A 15529-nucleotide genomic window follows, 5' to 3' on the forward strand; every position below is an offset into this window, starting at 1 on the left:
TGCGATGTTGTTGCTACCGCGTTTGCTGAAGCGTTTCGTCAGGATGGGGCGCCTGACGGTGATCACGCCGGACGAAACGCGCCACATCTTCGGGCCAGGGCCCGGCGAACTGCGCTTTGCTGGCGCCGTCAAGACGGTACCCTCCGTCACCGTGCGCTTCCATGACGACCGGATCGAGCGTGAGCTCTTCCTCAATCCGGAACTGGCGCTCGCCGAGGGCTATATGGATGGGCGGATCGACTTCGAGGAAGGCACGATCCACGACCTGCTGACGCTGTTCTGGTTGCAGCGCAAGGAGCTGCGCAAGCACCCGATCCAGAAGCTGATTCGCTCTGTGCGTTTCAAGATTCGGCGCTTCCGGATGCACAACCCGCTCGGCGTCGCCGGCAAGAAGGTCAAGCACCACTACGACATCCCGACCGATTTCTACCGGCTCTGGCTCGACGAGACGATGACCTATTCCTGCGCTTATTGGCATTCGCCGGAGGTCGGGCTGGAGAATGCGCAGAAGGCGAAGCTGCGCCACATTGCCGCCAAGCTGAAGATCGAACCGGGGATGACGGTCCTCGACATCGGCTCGGGCTGGGGCGAACTCGCGATCTACCTCGCCAAGGCCTGCGGGGCGAAGGTCACCGGACTCAACGTCTCGCCCGACCAGATGGCCGCGGCCCAGAAGCGCGCGGATGCAGCCGGCGTCGGCGACGCGGTGAGCTTCGTCAACAAGGACTATCGCGAGCTTGGCGGCACCTTCGACCGGATCGTCTCCGTCGGCATGATGGAGCATGTCGGCGTCGCGCATTACCTCGAATATTTCGAAAAGATCCGTGATTTGCTGACGCCGGACGGCATCGCGCTGGTCCATTGCATCGGCCGCGTCGGCCCGCCGGGTTTCACGGGTCCGTTCTTCGACAAGTACATCTTCCCCGGCGGCTATGCGCCGGCACTGTCGGAGGTGTTCGCGGCGGTCGAGCAGACCGGGCTCTGGCATTCCGACTGCGAGTTCTGGCGCCGGCACTACCACTGGACGCTTGAAGCCTGGCGCGAGCGCTTCATGGCGCAGCGGCCGCAGGTCGTCGCGATGATGGGCGAGCGCTTCGCGCGGATGTGGGAGTTTTATCTCTGCGCCTGCTCGATCTCCTTCGACATCGGCGGCGACATGGTGTTCCAGCTGCTGCTCGGCCCGCACAAGAGCGCGGTGCCGGTCATCCGGGACTACATCCAGGACGACGAGAAGGCGCTGGCGGCGCGAGGGTTTTGAAGGGCGCTCAGCCCTCAACCTCATCCTGAGGAGCGCCGCAGGCGCGTCTCGAAGGATGTTCCAGCAGGCTCCAGAACCTCTTGAACATCCTTCGAGACGCCATTCCTCACGGAATGGCTCCTCAGGATGAGGGCTGAGGGATGCCGCAGACAAGCTCCGGCAGCGATCAGGCATCGGACGAAAAATCCAGCACGATCAGCGCCTCGTCGATGAAGACGCCGTCGACGAGCAGTGCCTTGTCCTCCCGCCCGTAGCGCTGGAAGCCGAGGCTCTCATAGAGCCGCAGCGCCGGCGCATTGGCGACGCCCACGGCGGCCTGCAGCAGCACGACATGGGCGCGCGCATGGTCGATGACGGCCTTGACCAGTGCGCGGCCAAGGCCATGGCCGCGATGGGCCGGCGCGACATGGACGCCGACGAGCAGGCCCTTGTGACGGGATTTCGGCGATCGGTCCGGCACGATGAAGCCGGCCGTTCCGATGAGGCTTTCTCCGGCAAAGGCGCCGAAGACGCAGTTCCATGGCCCGCCATCGAGGCGCCTGGCGGTCATGTCGAGGCTGCGGGCTGCCTCGTCCTCATGGCTCGCACCGAAGGCTTCGGGGTGGTCACGCAAGGCCTGGAGGCGCAGGGCGCGATAGGCGGCGGCGTCGGCGGGACCGAGCAGGCGGATGAGGGGCGCGTCCATGCCTCATTCCATCACGGTGCGCGTCATTGCGGCAAGACGCTGAGGCTCAGCCCCGGCTGTGGCGCGGGCGGGCGATCGCGCCGGTGACCGAGGCCCGGCCCATTTCGAATGAGTCGGCGATGCGGCGTGCGCGGATGATGAACTCGTTGGCGATCTCCGGCTCGCCGCAGACCTCCGCTGCCGTCTCCTCGAAGAGGCTGAGCCAGCGGTCGAAATGTTGCGGTTCCAGCGGCAGGATCAGATGCGGGCGCATCGGGCGGCCGTGATAACGCCCGGTGCGCAGCATCACCGAACTCCAGAAATCGGCGATGTTGGCGATGTGCTCGTCCCAATCCGCGACCGCGCCCATGAAGACCGGGCCGATCACCGCGTCCTCGCGCGCCCGCTCGTAGAAGCGCGCGACCAGCGTCGCAATCATCGCCTCGGTGATGGCGGGGTGGGCGGCGCCGGGCCGGGTGAGGGGATTGTCGGTCATGGGGGCTCGCGGCTGATCGTCAGGCCGGGTGTTTAGCGCGTCGGGCCGACCCGCCCCTTGATCTGAATCGCGTCGTCATTCCGCGACGCTTCTGCCCCAAGGCAGACCGTCATTGCGAGCGAAGCGAAGCAATCCAGAGGACGTCGAGCGCGCCCGCTCCTGGATTGCTTCGTCGCTGACGCTCCTCGCAATGACGGAGGGCAAGAGCATCCAGAGCACAGCCTTGCCCGCCGACGTCGCTAACTCCGCAGGCCCGGCGCCTCCTGGCCGGTACGGGCGACGTATTCGGTGTAGCCGCCGCCGAAGGTGTGGACGCCGTCGGGCGTCAGCTCCAGCGTGCGGTTGGAGAGCGCGGCGAGGAAATGCCGGTCGTGGCTGACGAAGAGCATGGTGCCCTCGTACTGCGCCAGCGCATTGATCAGCATTTCCTTGGTCGCGATGTCCAAATGGTTGGTCGGCTCGTCGAGAACGAGGAAATTCGGCGGGTCGTAGAGCATCAGCGCCATCACGAGGCGGGCCTTCTCGCCGCCCGAGAGGACGCGGCAGCGCTTCTCGACATCGTCGCCGGAGAAGCCGAAGCAGCCGGCGAGCGCACGCAGCGAACCCTGGCCGGCCTGCGGGAAGCGGTCTTCCAGCGACTGGAAGATGGTGCGGTCGCCGTCCAGCACCTCCATCGCGTGCTGGGCGAAATAGCCGAGCTTGATCGAGCCGCCGAGCGAGACACTGCCGGAATCGGGCTCGGTCGAGCCGGTGACCAGCTTCAGCAGCGTCGACTTGCCGGCGCCGTTGACGCCCATCACGCACCAGCGCTCCCTGCGGCGGATCTGGAAGTCGAGCGCCTCGTAGATGGTGCGGCTGCCATAGCGCTTGTCGACGCCCTTGAGCGTGACGACGTCCTCGCCCGAGCGCGGGGCGGGCGGGAAATCGAAGGAGACGGTCTGGCGGCGCTTGGGCGGCTCGACCTTCTCGATCTTGTCGAGCTTCTTGACGCGGCTCTGCACCTGGGCGGCGTGGGAGGCGCGCGCCTTGAAGCGCTCGATGAAGGCGACCTCCTTGGCGAGCATGGCCTGCTGGCGCTCGAACTGCGCCTGCTGCTGCTTCTCGGCGAGGGCGCGCTGCTGCTGGTAGAATTCGTAATTGCCGGAATAGGAGGTCAGCGCGCCGGCATCGATCTCGACGATCTTGCCGACGATGCGGTTCATGAACTCGCGGTCGTGCGAGGTCATCAGCAGCGCGCCCTCATAGCCCTTGAGGAAGGATTCCAGCCAGATCAGGCTCTCGAGGTTGAGATGGTTGGAGGGCTCGTCGAGCAGCATCGCATCGGGGCGCATCAGCAGGATGCGGGCGAGCGCGACGCGCATCTTCCAGCCGCCCGAGAGTGCGCCGACATCGCCCTCCATCATCTCCTGGCTGAAGCCGAGACCGTCGAGGACCTCGCGGGCGCGGCCATCGAGCGCATAGCCGTCGAGCTCCTCGAAGCGCCCCTGGACCTCGCCATAGCGGGTGATGATCTCGTCCATCTCGTCGGCGCGGTCGGGGTCGCCCATCGCCGTCTCGAGCTCGCGCAATTCCGCCGCCACGGCGCTGACGGGGCCGGCGCCCTCCATCACGGCGGCGACCGCGCTCATGCCCTGCATCTCGCCGACATCCTGGCTGAAATAGCCGATGGTGATGCCGCGATCGACCTGAACCATGCCCTCGTCGGGCTGCTCCTGCCCGGTGATCATCCGGAACAGGGTGGTCTTGCCGGCACCGTTGGGGCCGACGAGGCCGACCTTCTCGCCTTTCAGGAGCGAGGCCGAGGCCTCGATGAAGACGATCTGCTGGCCGTTCTGCTTGCCGATGTTTTCGAGACGGATCATGTTTTCGCGTGACGCTCAGGGATGATATTGCGCTGCAATAGGGCAGGATGGCCCGGTGCGGAAGAGCCGGGTTCCGGTTCATCGCTACAGGCGCATGCGGGTTCGGGGTGATCGTGTCGCTCCAGCGCGTGGGTCAGCGCCTGGGCATGAGCGAAGAATCGCTCCCGCACGGCGCGCGCATGCGGGTTCGCCTGCTCGATCGCCAGGAAGACGCCGGGCGCGTCGTGGCGCACCATCTCGGTCGCCTGCATCAGCAGCTCGAAACTGCGCGTCGTCATCCGGCGCGGCACCGGCTCCATGCGGACGAGGATCTTGGCGACGAGATGGGTCAGGCCCTGGACCAGCGCCATGTCGCGGTCATGCGCGTCCGGCGTGGTCAGGATCACGTCGAGGGCGAAATTCCGGCGCAGGAAGGCGGCGATCCGCCGGACGCTGTCGCCGCGGATCGGACAGAGCGCGATCTTCAGGCCTGCCAGCCCGTCGCGCGCGCTCTGCGGGCCGAAGAGCGGATGCGTGCCGATGATCTCGACCTGCTCTGGCAATCCCTCCAGCAGCAGGCGGGCGGGCTCGATCTTCACCGAACCGACATCCAGCACGATAGTGCCGGCGCGCAGATGCGGGCGCAGGCTCGCGATCGCCTGTGCCATCGCGTCGACCGGGACGGCGAGCACGACGATGTCGCAGGCCGCCACGGCCGCGATGTCGCCCGGCACGAGCCCCTTGCCCGAAGGATCGGGCCGTGGCGGCGTGGCGGGATCGCAGACGACGAGGCGAAGATGCGGCTGGAGGTGGCGCGCCATCAGCTGCCCGAAGGCGCCGAAGCCGAGCAGGCCGAGGGAGGAGAAGGATTTGCGCTGGCGTGGCATGGTCGGGTTCCCTGGAGGGGGCCGCGATGCCGGGTGACTGCCTGAGTTCAACCGCCAGCGCGGCGGTTGAAGCATGAGAATGCGACCCTCCTTATGAGGACGGGGCGTAATAGGTCCGGGCGAGGCAGGTCGCTGAGGTCATGGCGCCCTTCAAAAGCAGCAAAGCTGGACTGTCAACCAGGGGCGGAGGCGAAGTTGCCCGAGGTGGCTCAGCGCGGGCAGCCTGACTTGCGCTCGCGCTGCTGGATCTCGGCGATGTCGGGGCGATTGCGCGCCGTCAGAGGCACATCCGCCAGCGTCTCGTACCGACAGTCGGCATTGTCACCGAAAGCCGCCTTGGCGCGGGCCGTCTTGAAGCAGTATCCGGCGTCGAAATAGATCGCGTTGCGTTCGGCCCACATCTCGTCGCAGAGCGACTGGGCGAAGGCCGGCGCTGTCGAAATCGAACACGACAAACACAGGCAGATCATGGGCAGACGCGGCATGGCGGATCCCGGCTTTCAGAGGCTGAGCGCGGGCGCGGTCAGGCCTTCGTCTTGTCCGCGTCCATCATCTCGACGAAGCGCTTGAACAAATAGTGGCTGTCCTGCGGGCCGGGCGAGGCTTCCGGGTGGTGCTGGACGCTGAAGGCCGGGCGGTCGGTCAGGGCAAAGCCGCTGTTGGAGCCGTCGAAGAGCGAGACATGGGTCTCGACCGCATGCGCCGGCAGCGAGGCGGGATCGACTGCGAAGCCGTGATTCATCGAGACGATCTCGACCTTGCCGGTCGTCTTGTCCTGCACCGGGTGGTTGGCGCCGTGATGGCCCTGCTTCATCTTCATGGTCTGGCCGCCGACGGCGAGCGCCAGCATCTGATGGCCGAGGCAGATGCCGAAGGTCGGGACTTTCTTCTCCAGCAGTTCCCTGATCACGGGGACGGCGTATTCGCCCGTTGCGGCCGGGTCGCCCGGGCCGTTGGAGAGGAAGATGCCGTCCGGCTGCAGCGCCAGGATCTCCTCCGCCGAAGCTGTCGAAGGCACGACGGTGACGTCGCAGCCGGCCTTGGAGAGCAGGCGCAGGATGTTGCGTTTCACGCCGTAATCGATCGCGACGACCTTGTGGGCGGCGCCGTCGCGCTTGCCGTAGCCGGCGGGCCACTGCCAGGGCGTCTCATCCCAGTCGTAGCGCTGGGATGAGGTGACCATCGGCACGAGGTCGAGGCCCGCCATGTCGGGCAGTTCGGCGGCGAGCTTCTGGAGCCGCGGAATGTCGAAGACGCCGTCGGGGGCGTGGGCGAGGATCGCGTTGGGCATGCCGTTGTCGCGGATCAGGGCGGTCAGCGCGCGGGTGTCGACGCCGCAGATGCCGACGATGTTGCGCGCCTTGAGCCAGGCATCGAAATGGCGGCTCGCGCGCCAGTTCGAGGGCTCGGTGATGGCGGCGTGGAGCACGATGCCGCGCACGCCCGACGAGGCGGCGGCGTTGACTGTTTCGGTGTCGTCGTCATTGACGCCGACATTGCCGATATGGGGGAAGGTGAAGGTGACGATCTGGCCGGCATAGGAAGGGTCGGTCAGGATTTCCTGATAGCCCGTCATCGCCGTGTTGAAGCAGACCTCGCCGGGGGCCTCGCCGGTGGCGCCCAGCCCGAAGCCTTCCAGCACCGTGCCGTCGGCGAGGACCAGCAAGGCGGTCGCGCGCGGTTCGCTCCAGCCGCCCGTGGCGGGGTTTCCTTCGTGTGCGGTCATGTCTATGTCTCGGTCCAGGCCGCGCTGGCTTGCGGCAATGCATGGGCGGCAGCGGGTTTCGCTGTCCGCGTCTGGAGCGCGAGCCTTAAAGACGCGCTCCCATGCCGTCAATCGACGCGGGTGCGAAGCCCGCTGCACAACGAAGGAATACCTGTATGACCAGCCTGCGCGAGCGCTTCACGGCCGACCTCAAGGAAGCGATGAAGGCCGGGGACAAGGGCAAGGTCTCGACGATCCGGATGATCACCTCGGCGCTGAAGGACAAGGACATCGAGGCGCGCGGGCTCGGCAAGCCAGAGACGACGCCCGACGAGCTGCTTGCCCTGCTGCAGAAGATGATCAAGCAGCGCCAGGAATCGATTGCGATCTACGACGCCAACGGCCGCCCCGAGCTCGCCGCCGGCGAGCGCGCCGAGGTCGAGGTGATCGCCTCCTATATGCCCAAGCAGATGTCCGACGACGAGGTTCAGGCTGCCATCGCGGCCGCAGTCGCCGAAAGTGGCGCCGCCTCGGTCAAGGACATGGGCAAGGTCATCGCGATCCTGCGCGCCAAATTCGCCGGCCAGATGGATTTCGGCAAGGCGAGCGGGCTGGTGAAGGCCGCCCTCGCTGGGTGAGTCGTGGCCGGTCGAGCGGGCTCACGCCCGCTCGATATCCGTCTGCGCGAAATCATCGCCCTTGAACAGCAGCGGCCAGCCGCGGCTCTGCGCTAGAGCATAGGCCGCGCAATCGCCCATGTTGAGCTTCGCGGGATGCCGGCCCTTGCCGAAGCGGCGATAGGCCTGGAAGGCGACATGGGAGAGGGCTTCGTCGAAGGGGACGATGTCGATGCGTTCGTTCGTCACGAAGTCATCGACGATTGCGGCTGGAATTCTCTTCGAGAAAACCAGAACGAGCCTTGCCTCCAGTAGGTTGACGCTCGACATGATTCGACGTTCGGCCAGCGCGATTTTCTTGGTGAACTCAGTGGCGTCGGCTTCGCCGGCCAGGCAAGCAACGACCGCGGATGTGTCGATGACCATCACGACCACAGACCGTTTTCATCGTAACCGAGGATCTCGTCGATCTCGTCGCGGGTCATCGAGCGCTCGGTCGGCTTGATGTCGTATTTTTTGTAGAGCGCTTCCATCCGCGCCATCGCCGCTGCCACGCGCTGCGCCTTCTCGTCCTCCGACAATTCGTCCTTGCCGAGTTCGCTGCTGACAGCCTGACGCACGGCTTCGGTCAGGCTGAGGCCGCGGCGCTTTGCCAGCGTCCGCACGGCCTTTTCCGTCTCCGGATCCTTGATGTTCAGCGCCATGGCTTTCTTCCTTCCGGCGGATTTTCTTTATCACGGTGCTGTGGATAGCGCCAACAAACCGGGCTCCGGCAAGATCCGCGATTGGCTTTCGCCGGGCTCGCGCTCACATAGGAAGCAATGAAGTTCCCGCCCTCCCTTCTCGAAGAGATCAAGGCGCGGCTGCCGGTCTCGGCGGTTGTGGGCAAGCGCGTGCGCCTGGCGAAGGCGGGACGCGAATGGAAGGGGCTCTCGCCCTTCAATGCGGAAAAGACGCCGTCCTTCTTCGTCAACGACCAGAAGGCCTCGTTCTTCGATTTTTCGTCGGGCAAGAACGGCGACATCTTCAAATTCGTGATGGAGACGGAAGGGCTGTCCTTTCCCGAGGCGGTCGAGAAGCTGGCGGCCGAAGCCGGCGTGACTCTGCCGAAGATCACGCAGGAAGCACAGGTCCAGGAGGAGCGGCGCAAGGGGCTGCACGAGGTCGTGGAACTGGCCGCGCGCTACTTCGAGTCCGAGCTGATGGGCGATCGCGGTGGTCACGCGCGGCGCTATCTCGCCTCGCGCGGGCTCGACGGTGAGGCGCGCACACGTTTCCGCCTAGGCTATGGCCCGGCCGACCGCTTCGCGCTGCGCGACCATCTCGCGGGGAAGGGCGTGTCTGCCGAACTGATGATGGAGGCCGGGCTGCTCGTGCATGGCGAGGAGATCGCCGTGCCCTATGACCGCTTCCGCGACCGCATCATGTTCCCGATCCATGACTCGCGGGGGCGTGTCGTCGCCTTTGGCGGGCGGGCGATGAGCGCGGAGGTCTCGGCGAAATATCTCAACTCGCCGGAGACGCCGCTCTTTCACAAGGGCTCGCTCCTCTTCAACCACCACAATGCCCGCAAGGCCGCCCACGACACCGGGCAGGCGATCGTGGTCGAGGGCTATGTCGACGTGATCGCCATGGCGCTCGCCGGCTTCCCGCAGACGGTCGCGCCGCTTGGCACGGCCCTGACCGAGGACCAGCTCACGCTGCTCTGGCGCATGGCCGACGAGCCTGTGATCTGCCTCGACGGTGACAAGGCTGGCCGGAAGGCTGCGAGCCGCGCCATCGACATCGCCCTGCCGCTGCTCGAGCCTGGGAAGTCGCTCTCTTTCGCGCTGCTGCCCGAGGGGCAGGACCCCGACGACCTGGCGCGTTCAGGCGGGAAGGCGGCCATCGCCGAGGTTCTGGGCGCGGCGCGGCCGCTGGTCGACATGCTGTGGACGCGGGAGGTCGAGGCCGGGCCGCTCGATACGCCTGAGCGCCGTGCCGCCTTCGAGCGGCGGCTGAAGGAGCCGCTCGGTCGGATCCGCGACGAGACGACGCGCAAGCATTACCGCCGCGAGATGGACGAACGGCTGGCGCAGCTCTTCGCCAGCGCGGCGCCGGCGCGCGCCGAGCGGCGTGAGGGCGGCTACCCGCGCGGGCGGGGGCAGGGGGGCGGAGCGGCGCGCGGCGGCCGCGGCGGATTCCCGCAGCCCTCGCCCTGGTCGGTGGGGCCGCTGAAGGCCTCGAGCCAGCTGACTCGGACCAAGATCATGGCGCGCGGCCGCGGCGAGGACACCCGCGAGGCCTTCATCCTGCTCGCTCTGGCGAGCCATCCCGCGCTGATCCTGCGCTGCGCCGACGAGATCGCCGATCTGTCGCTCGACGGCCCCGCCGCCGAGCGCTTCCGCCAGGCGCTGCTCGACGCCGCGATGGAGGGCGTGCTCGACGAGGAGGCGCTGGCGAACAGGCTGGAACAGCCGCGCGTCAGGGAGGCGCAGGCGCAATTGATGGCGGTGACGGGGCCGGCGGAGCGGCTGAAACTGGCGCAAGCCGCTGATCCGGAATCGGTTTTCGACTCGATTCGTCAGGCCATCGTCTTGCATCATCGCGCGCGGACGCTACATAGCGAGTTGAAGGCAGCCGAGCGTGCATTGGCTGACGAAGCGACCGAAGCCAATTTCGCCTGGATCAAGGACGTCAAGGCTCGCCTCGAGACGATCGAGGGGACGGAGGCGATGTCCGAGGATTGAGGGAGTTCCACGGGTCCTTCTGGTCAGGTCTGCGCGTCGGCGGGGTTTGGTTTACGGTTCATCAAGGATGAGCGGTGCCATCTCGCCTGTGTGATTTGGGTGGGGTGAGCGCGCCGGACCTGCGGCCGCGCCGCCCTTTTATGCGTCCGCAAATGGCTTCTTCCGAGCCGTGGCGGCCTGAGAGTGCGGAGCGCTGTTGATGGCGACGAAAACGAGCGAACGGGACAAGGCCGACCAGGCCACGCCGGAAGCCCCCCGACCTCCGACGGTCCGTTGCTCGATCTGACGGATCAGGCCGTCAGGCGCATGATCAAGCTCGCCAAGAAGCGCGGCTATGTGACCTATGACGAACTGAACGAGGTGCTGCCTTCGGAGGAGTTCTCCTCCGAGCAGATCGAGGATGTTCTCGGCCAGCTCAGCGAGCAGGGCATCAACGTCGTCGACAACGAGGACCCGGAAGCCTCCGGCGAGGAACGCGCCGCGGCCCGCACCGGCACCAATGGCGCCGACGAGGAAGAGCCGGAGGGCGGCGATCTGGTCGACGCCTCGCGCTCGGCCCTGCCGGTCGAGACCAAGCGCAATCTCGAGCCGACCGAGCGCACCGATGACCCGGTGCGGATGTATCTGCGCGAGATGGGTTCGGTCGAGCTGCTCTCCCGCGAGGGCGAGATCGCGATCGCCAAGCGCATCGAGGCCGGGCGCGAGGCGATGATCGCGGGGCTCTGCGAGAGCCCGCTGACCTTCCAGGCGATCATCATCTGGCGCGACGAGCTGAACGAAGCCAAGGTTCTGCTGCGCGACATCATCGACCTCGAAGCGACCTATGCCGGCCCTGACGGCAAGAACCCGGCCCAGGTCGCGGGCGAGGGCGGCGAGGCGGAGGCCGCTCCGGCCGCCGAGGGCGAGACGCCCGAAGGCGAGCTGCCGCCCGATCTCGACGACGACGACATGGAGAACAACGTCTCGCTCTCGGCCATGGAGGCCGAGCTCAAGCCGCGCGTGCTCGAGACCTTCGATTCGATCGCCGACAACTACAAGAAGCTGCGCCGCCTGCAGGACCAGGACATCGCAAACCGGCTGGAGAACACCAAGCTCTCGCCGTCGCAGGACCGCAAATACAAGAAGCTCAAGGACGACATCATCACCGCGGTGAAGTCGCTCTCGCTCAACAACAACCGCATCGAGGCACTGGTCGAGCAGCTCTACGACATCAACAAGCGCCTGATCGGACATGAGACGCGCCTGCTGCGTCTGGCCGAGAGCTATGGCGTCGGCCGCGAGGACTTCCTCAAGCAGCATGTCGGCGGCGAGCTCGATCCCAAGTGGATCCTGCGCGTCTCCAAGCTCGGCTCGCGCGGCTGGCGCGAGTTCGTCGGGTCAGAGCTGGAGCGGATCAAGAGCCTGCGCGAGGACATCCACACGCTGGCCTCCGAGACCGGCCTGGAGATCCAGGAATTCCGCAAGATCGTGCTCATGGTCCAGAAGGGCGAGCGCGAGGCGCGGCAGGCGAAGAAGGAGATGATCGAGGCCAATCTTCGCCTCGTGATCTCGATCGCCAAGAAATACACCAATCGCGGCCTGCAGTTCCTCAACCTGATCCAGGAAGGCAATATCGGCCTGATGAAGGCGGTCGACAAGTTCGAGTACCGCCGGGGCTACAAGTTCTCCACCTACGCGACATGGTGGATCCGCCAAGCGATCACCCGCTCGATCGCCGACCAAGCGCGCACGATCCGCATCCCCGTCCACATGATCGAGACGATCAACAAGATCGTGCGGACCTCGCGTCAGATGCTGCACGAGATCGGCCGCGAGCCGACGCCGGAGGAACTGGCCGAGAAGCTCGCCATGCCGCTGGAGAAGGTGCGCAAGGTCCTCAAGATCGCCAAGGAGCCGATCTCGCTGGAGACTCCGATCGGCGACGAGGAAGACAGCCATCTCGGCGACTTCATCGAGGACAAGAACGCGATCCTGCCGATCGACGCCGCGATCCAGTCGAACCTGCGCGAGACCACGACGCGCGTGCTGGCGTCACTCACCCCGCGCGAGGAGCGCGTGCTGCGCATGCGCTTCGGCATCGGCATGAACACCGACCACACGCTCGAAGAGGTCGGCCAGCAATTCAGCGTCACCCGCGAGCGCATCCGCCAGATCGAGGCGAAGGCGCTCCGCAAGCTGAAGCATCCGAGCCGGAGCCGGAAGCTGCGGAGCTTCCTGGACAATTGACGAAAAAGCCGGCCGCGAGGCCGGCTTTCTTGTTCGTGAAAGGGATTGTGGTCGTCACATCCCCTTCACCAGCGCCACCAGCTGGTCGAGCGCGGTGCCCCAGCCCTGCTGGAAGCCCATCTCCTCGTGCTGCTTGCGGCCGGCCTCGTCCTTGTGCAGGGCGCGGGCCGTGTAGAGCGTTCCGGTCGTCGTCGGCTCGATTTCGATCGAGGCGGTCATGAAGCCGGAGCCCAGCGGGCGGTAGCCGGGCCCGAGCGCGTCGGTGAAGACCAGCAGCGTCTCCGGAACCACAAAGAGAAAGCAGCCGGTGCTGTCGTTCTTTTCGCCGTTGGGACCCTCCATCACGGTGCGGAATTGGCCGCCGGGGCGCAGGTCGATCTCGCAATGCGTGGTGCGCCAGGGGGCGGGCGTGAACCACTGCGTGAGCAGGGCCGGCTCGGTCCAGGCGCGCCAGACCAGATGCGGCGGTACCGCGACCTCGCGCCTGAGTTCGAGATCCAGCGCCGGGTCGAAGGCGGCTGCGGGCAGGGTCGTCATGGGCGTTCCTCGTCGTTTTTCAGGTGCAGGACGAAGGCGTCGAGCTGGTCGAGGCGCTGCGTCCAGAGGCTGCGCTGCGCCTCCAGCCAGGTTTCGGCGGCGGCGAGAGGTTCACGGCGCAGGGAGCAGGTGCGCACGCGCCCGGATTTCGCCGTGGTGACGAGCCCGCTCTCCTCCAGGACCCTGAGGTGCTGGAGGAAGCTCGGCAGCGCCATCTCGAAGGGCCGGGCGAGTTCGCTGACCGAGGCCGGCCCCCGCCCCAGCGCCTGCACCACCGCGCGCCGGGTCGGATCGGCCAGGGCGCGGAAGGCGTCGTCGAGGGTGGGGAGCGTCGCGGACATGGGGCGATCCAAGCGTAGAACAACACTTAGGTCAATGCCTAAGTTTTGTCACCAGGGTGGACGGGTGGCGAGGCGGGCTTGATCCCGGCAGCGGCTTGCGGCTTGCTGGCCGCTGCTCCGCGGAGGCTCGTCCCATGTCGCCCGAATTCCTGCTGACCTCGCTCATCGTCGTCGCCTCGCCGGGGACGGGCGCGATCTACACCATCGCCGCGGGGCTCACCCGGGGCTCGCGCGCGAGCCTGCTTGCCGCCTTCGCCTGCACGCTCGGCATCGTGCCGCATCTCTTGGCGGCGATGCTGGGGCTGGCGGCGCTGCTGCACGCCAGCGCGCTCGCCTTCGCGGTCGTGAAATATGCCGGCGTCGCCTATCTCTTGTTCATGGCCTGGCAGACGCTGCGGGAGCATGGCGCGCTCGCCGTCGATGCGAAGGCCGATCCGCGCTCGGCCTGGCGGGTGCTGCGCGACGGCGTCGCGATCAACGTGCTCAACCCCAAGCTCTCGATCTTCTTCGTCGCCTTCCTGCCGCAGTTCATCGCGGCCGGCGAAAAGGCGCCACTGGCGCGCATGCTCGAGCTGTCCGGCGTGTTCATGGCGATGACCTTCGTGGTCTTCGCGCTCTATGGCCTCTTCGCGGCAGCGATGCGCGACAGGGTGGTGACGCGGCCGGCGGTGATGGCCTGGCTGCGGCGCGGCTTCGCAGCCGCCTTCGTGGCGCTGGGCGCCAGGCTCGCCGTCACCGAGCGCTGAGATGGCGGCGCAGACGCTGCTGGCGATCACGACGCGCGGGCCGGGCCTCTATGAGTTCACGCGCGAGGCAGCCGCCTTTGTCGCGGGGGCGGGCATCGCGACCGGGCTGCTGACGGTTTTCGTGCGTCACACCTCCTGCTCGTTGCTGATCCAGGAGAATGCCGACCCCGACGTGCGTGTCGATCTCGACGCTTTCTTCCGCCGGCTCGTGCCCTCCGCCGACGATCCGGCGATGGATTATCTCGTCCACCGCGCCGAGGGGCCCGACGACATGCCCGCCCATCTCAAGGCGGCGCTGACACCCGTTTCGCTCTCGATCCCGGTGATGGGCGGGCGGCTCGCGCTCGGCACCTGGCAGGGGATCTATCTGTTCGAGCATCGCGCCCGGCCGCATCGCCGCGAGGTGGTGCTGCACCTCGCCTGAGCGCGGCCGCGTCGTCGCGCGCCTTGGCAGGGCGGTGCGGTACGGTTAGTTCTCCCTGCGGCCGCGCACCCGCTCCGGAGGAAAAGCCCGATGTCGTTCCTGAAATCCCTGTTCGGTGGCCGCAAGCCGGTTGACGCGGCTCCGGCCGGCCCGCTCAAGACCATCGAGCACAACGGATTCACCATCCATGCCACGCCCTATCAGGAGGGCGGCCAGTGGCAGCTCTGCGGCGTCGTCGAGAAGACGATCGATGGCGAAATGAAGAGCCACCGCTTCGTCCGGGCGGACCGTTTCCCTGGCAAGGACGAGGCCGTCGATTTCACGCTGGTCAAGGGCCAGCAGCTGGTCGATCAGGCGGGCGAAAGCGTTTTCCGGTAGCTGCCCGGCGGGGAGCGACGCAAGACCGCAGGAACGGTCGTTGCCGGTGCGGGTTGTCGGGTCATCACCCTCAACCCGAACACCGAGGCTCTTCATGAGCTCGCTTTCTGGCAAGACCATCCTCATCCTCGCCACCAACGGCTTCGAACAGTCGGAACTCGATGTCCCGCATGCCAAGCTGAAGGAAGCCGGCGCGACCGTGCATATCGTCGCGCCTGAGGGCGGCGAAATCACCGGCTGGGACCAGAAGGACTGGGGCCGCGCGGTCAAGGTCGACAAGACCCTCGCCGAGGTCAGCGCCGAGACTTACGACGCCATCGTGCTGCCCGGCGGGCAGATGAACCCCGACACGCTGCGCGGCACGCCCGAAGCGCTGACGCTGATCAAGCGCTTCTTCGAGCAGGGCAAGGTCGTCGCCGCCGTCTGCCATGCGCCCTGGCTGCTGATCGACACCGGCATCGCCAAGGGCCGCCGCCTGACGTCGTACAACACGATCAAGCAGGACATGATCAATGCCGGCGCGCAGTGGGAGGACAGCGAGGTCGTGACCGACAAGGGCGTCGTCACCTCGCGCAAGCCCGACGACCTGCCGGCTTTCTTCGCCAAGATCATCGAAGAGATCAACGAAGGCCGCCACGAGCGCCGCGCCGCCTGATCACGATCGACAACTGCTCTGCTGG

General features: G+C 66.7%; 18 protein-coding genes. 8 read left to right on the forward strand and 10 right to left on the reverse strand.

Going from position 1 to position 15529, the window contains the following annotated elements; translation table 11 throughout:
* The first annotated feature begins 4 nt into the window (after positions 1-4).
* Complete coding sequence (locus tag SJY11_RS10050; protein WP_376986445.1) at positions 5-1258, forward strand: class I SAM-dependent methyltransferase; 1254 nt, start codon at positions 5-7, stop codon at positions 1256-1258.
* A 166-nt stretch (positions 1259-1424) separates the two neighbouring features.
* Here SJY11_RS10050 and SJY11_RS10055 read toward each other — a convergent pair whose 3' ends face one another.
* From SJY11_RS10055 to carA, 6 genes are all read right to left on the reverse strand, one after another.
* Entirely contained in the window at positions 1425-1943 is a 519-nt protein-coding gene (locus tag SJY11_RS10055) for a GNAT family N-acetyltransferase (protein WP_376986446.1), read from the reverse strand.
* Between the two features lie 46 nt (positions 1944-1989).
* Positions 1990-2418, reverse strand: coding sequence for a group III truncated hemoglobin (locus tag SJY11_RS10060; RefSeq protein WP_376986448.1), 429 nt, complete (start codon positions 2416-2418; stop codon positions 1990-1992).
* Between the two features lie 239 nt (positions 2419-2657).
* Positions 2658-4280 (reverse strand): ABC-F family ATP-binding cassette domain-containing protein, encoded by a 1623-nt coding sequence (locus SJY11_RS10065; RefSeq protein WP_376986450.1) that lies wholly within the window; start codon positions 4278-4280, stop codon positions 2658-2660.
* On the reverse strand, positions 4277-5146 hold the full coding sequence (locus SJY11_RS10070; RefSeq protein WP_376986451.1) for a prephenate dehydrogenase/arogenate dehydrogenase family protein: 870 nt from the start codon (positions 5144-5146) through the stop codon (positions 4277-4279). Before SJY11_RS10070 ends, SJY11_RS10065 begins: the two co-directional genes overlap by 4 nt.
* 209 nt (positions 5147-5355) lie before the next feature.
* The gene (locus SJY11_RS10075; RefSeq protein WP_376989292.1) at positions 5356-5616 is read right to left on the reverse strand and encodes a YARHG domain-containing protein; all 261 of its coding nucleotides are present in this window, start codon (positions 5614-5616) and stop codon (positions 5356-5358) included.
* Between the two features lie 53 nt (positions 5617-5669).
* Complete coding sequence (gene carA / locus SJY11_RS10080) at positions 5670-6872, reverse strand: glutamine-hydrolyzing carbamoyl-phosphate synthase small subunit (protein WP_376986452.1); 1203 nt, start codon at positions 6870-6872, stop codon at positions 5670-5672.
* A 155-nt stretch (positions 6873-7027) separates the two neighbouring features.
* On the opposite strand from carA, the gene SJY11_RS10085 reads away from it, so the two are divergent.
* Positions 7028-7489, forward strand: a complete 462-nt coding sequence (locus SJY11_RS10085; protein WP_376986454.1) for a GatB/YqeY domain-containing protein — start codon at positions 7028-7030, stop codon at positions 7487-7489.
* A gap of 21 nt (positions 7490-7510) precedes the next feature.
* Here SJY11_RS10085 and SJY11_RS10090 read toward each other — a convergent pair whose 3' ends face one another.
* Together SJY11_RS10090 and SJY11_RS10095 are read right to left on the reverse strand one after the other, a co-directional pair.
* Entirely contained in the window at positions 7511-7894 is a 384-nt protein-coding gene (locus tag SJY11_RS10090; RefSeq protein ID WP_376986455.1) for a type II toxin-antitoxin system VapC family toxin, read from the reverse strand.
* A complete protein-coding gene (locus SJY11_RS10095; protein WP_376986456.1) occupies positions 7894-8172 on the reverse strand; it encodes a type II toxin-antitoxin system VapB family antitoxin in 279 nt (92 codons plus the stop codon). Before SJY11_RS10095 ends, SJY11_RS10090 begins: the two co-directional genes overlap by 1 nt.
* A 117-nt stretch (positions 8173-8289) precedes the next feature.
* Between SJY11_RS10095 and dnaG the strand changes: the two genes are divergently transcribed.
* Both dnaG and rpoD read left to right on the forward strand, forming a co-directional pair.
* Positions 8290-10197, forward strand: a complete 1908-nt coding sequence (gene dnaG, locus SJY11_RS10100) for a DNA primase (protein WP_376986457.1) — start codon at positions 8290-8292, stop codon at positions 10195-10197.
* Between the two features lie 306 nt (positions 10198-10503).
* A complete protein-coding gene (rpoD, locus tag SJY11_RS10105) occupies positions 10504-12423 on the forward strand; it encodes an RNA polymerase sigma factor RpoD (RefSeq protein ID WP_376989293.1) in 1920 nt (639 codons plus the stop codon).
* Positions 12424-12477: 54 nt separating this feature from the next.
* On the opposite strand, the gene SJY11_RS10110 is transcribed toward rpoD, so the two are convergent.
* The gene (locus SJY11_RS10110; protein WP_376986458.1) at positions 12478-12960 is read right to left on the reverse strand and encodes an SRPBCC family protein; all 483 of its coding nucleotides are present in this window, start codon (positions 12958-12960) and stop codon (positions 12478-12480) included.
* Positions 12957-13301 (reverse strand): ArsR/SmtB family transcription factor, encoded by a 345-nt coding sequence (locus SJY11_RS10115; RefSeq protein WP_376986459.1) that lies wholly within the window; start codon positions 13299-13301, stop codon positions 12957-12959. Before SJY11_RS10115 ends, SJY11_RS10110 begins: the two co-directional genes overlap by 4 nt.
* A 134-nt stretch (positions 13302-13435) precedes the next feature.
* Between SJY11_RS10115 and SJY11_RS10120 the strand changes: the two genes are divergently transcribed.
* The 4 genes from SJY11_RS10120 (at position 13436) to SJY11_RS10135 (ending at position 15504) form a co-directional block, all read left to right on the forward strand.
* Entirely contained in the window at positions 13436-14047 is a 612-nt protein-coding gene (locus SJY11_RS10120) for a LysE family translocator (RefSeq protein ID WP_376986460.1), read from the forward strand.
* A gap of 1 nt (position 14048) precedes the next feature.
* Complete coding sequence (locus SJY11_RS10125) at positions 14049-14471, forward strand: secondary thiamine-phosphate synthase enzyme YjbQ (protein ID WP_376986461.1); 423 nt, start codon at positions 14049-14051, stop codon at positions 14469-14471.
* A 90-nt stretch (positions 14472-14561) separates the two neighbouring features.
* Entirely contained in the window at positions 14562-14849 is a 288-nt protein-coding gene (locus tag SJY11_RS10130; RefSeq protein WP_376986462.1) for an HlyU family transcriptional regulator, read from the forward strand.
* 94 nt (positions 14850-14943) lie between these two features.
* On the forward strand, positions 14944-15504 hold the full coding sequence (locus SJY11_RS10135; protein ID WP_376986463.1) for a type 1 glutamine amidotransferase domain-containing protein: 561 nt from the start codon (positions 14944-14946) through the stop codon (positions 15502-15504).
* Positions 15505-15529 lie beyond the last annotated feature (25 nt).

This window comes from Allobosea sp. R86505 (assembly GCF_042466375.1).
GTDB lineage: Bacteria > Pseudomonadota > Alphaproteobacteria > Rhizobiales > Beijerinckiaceae > Allobosea.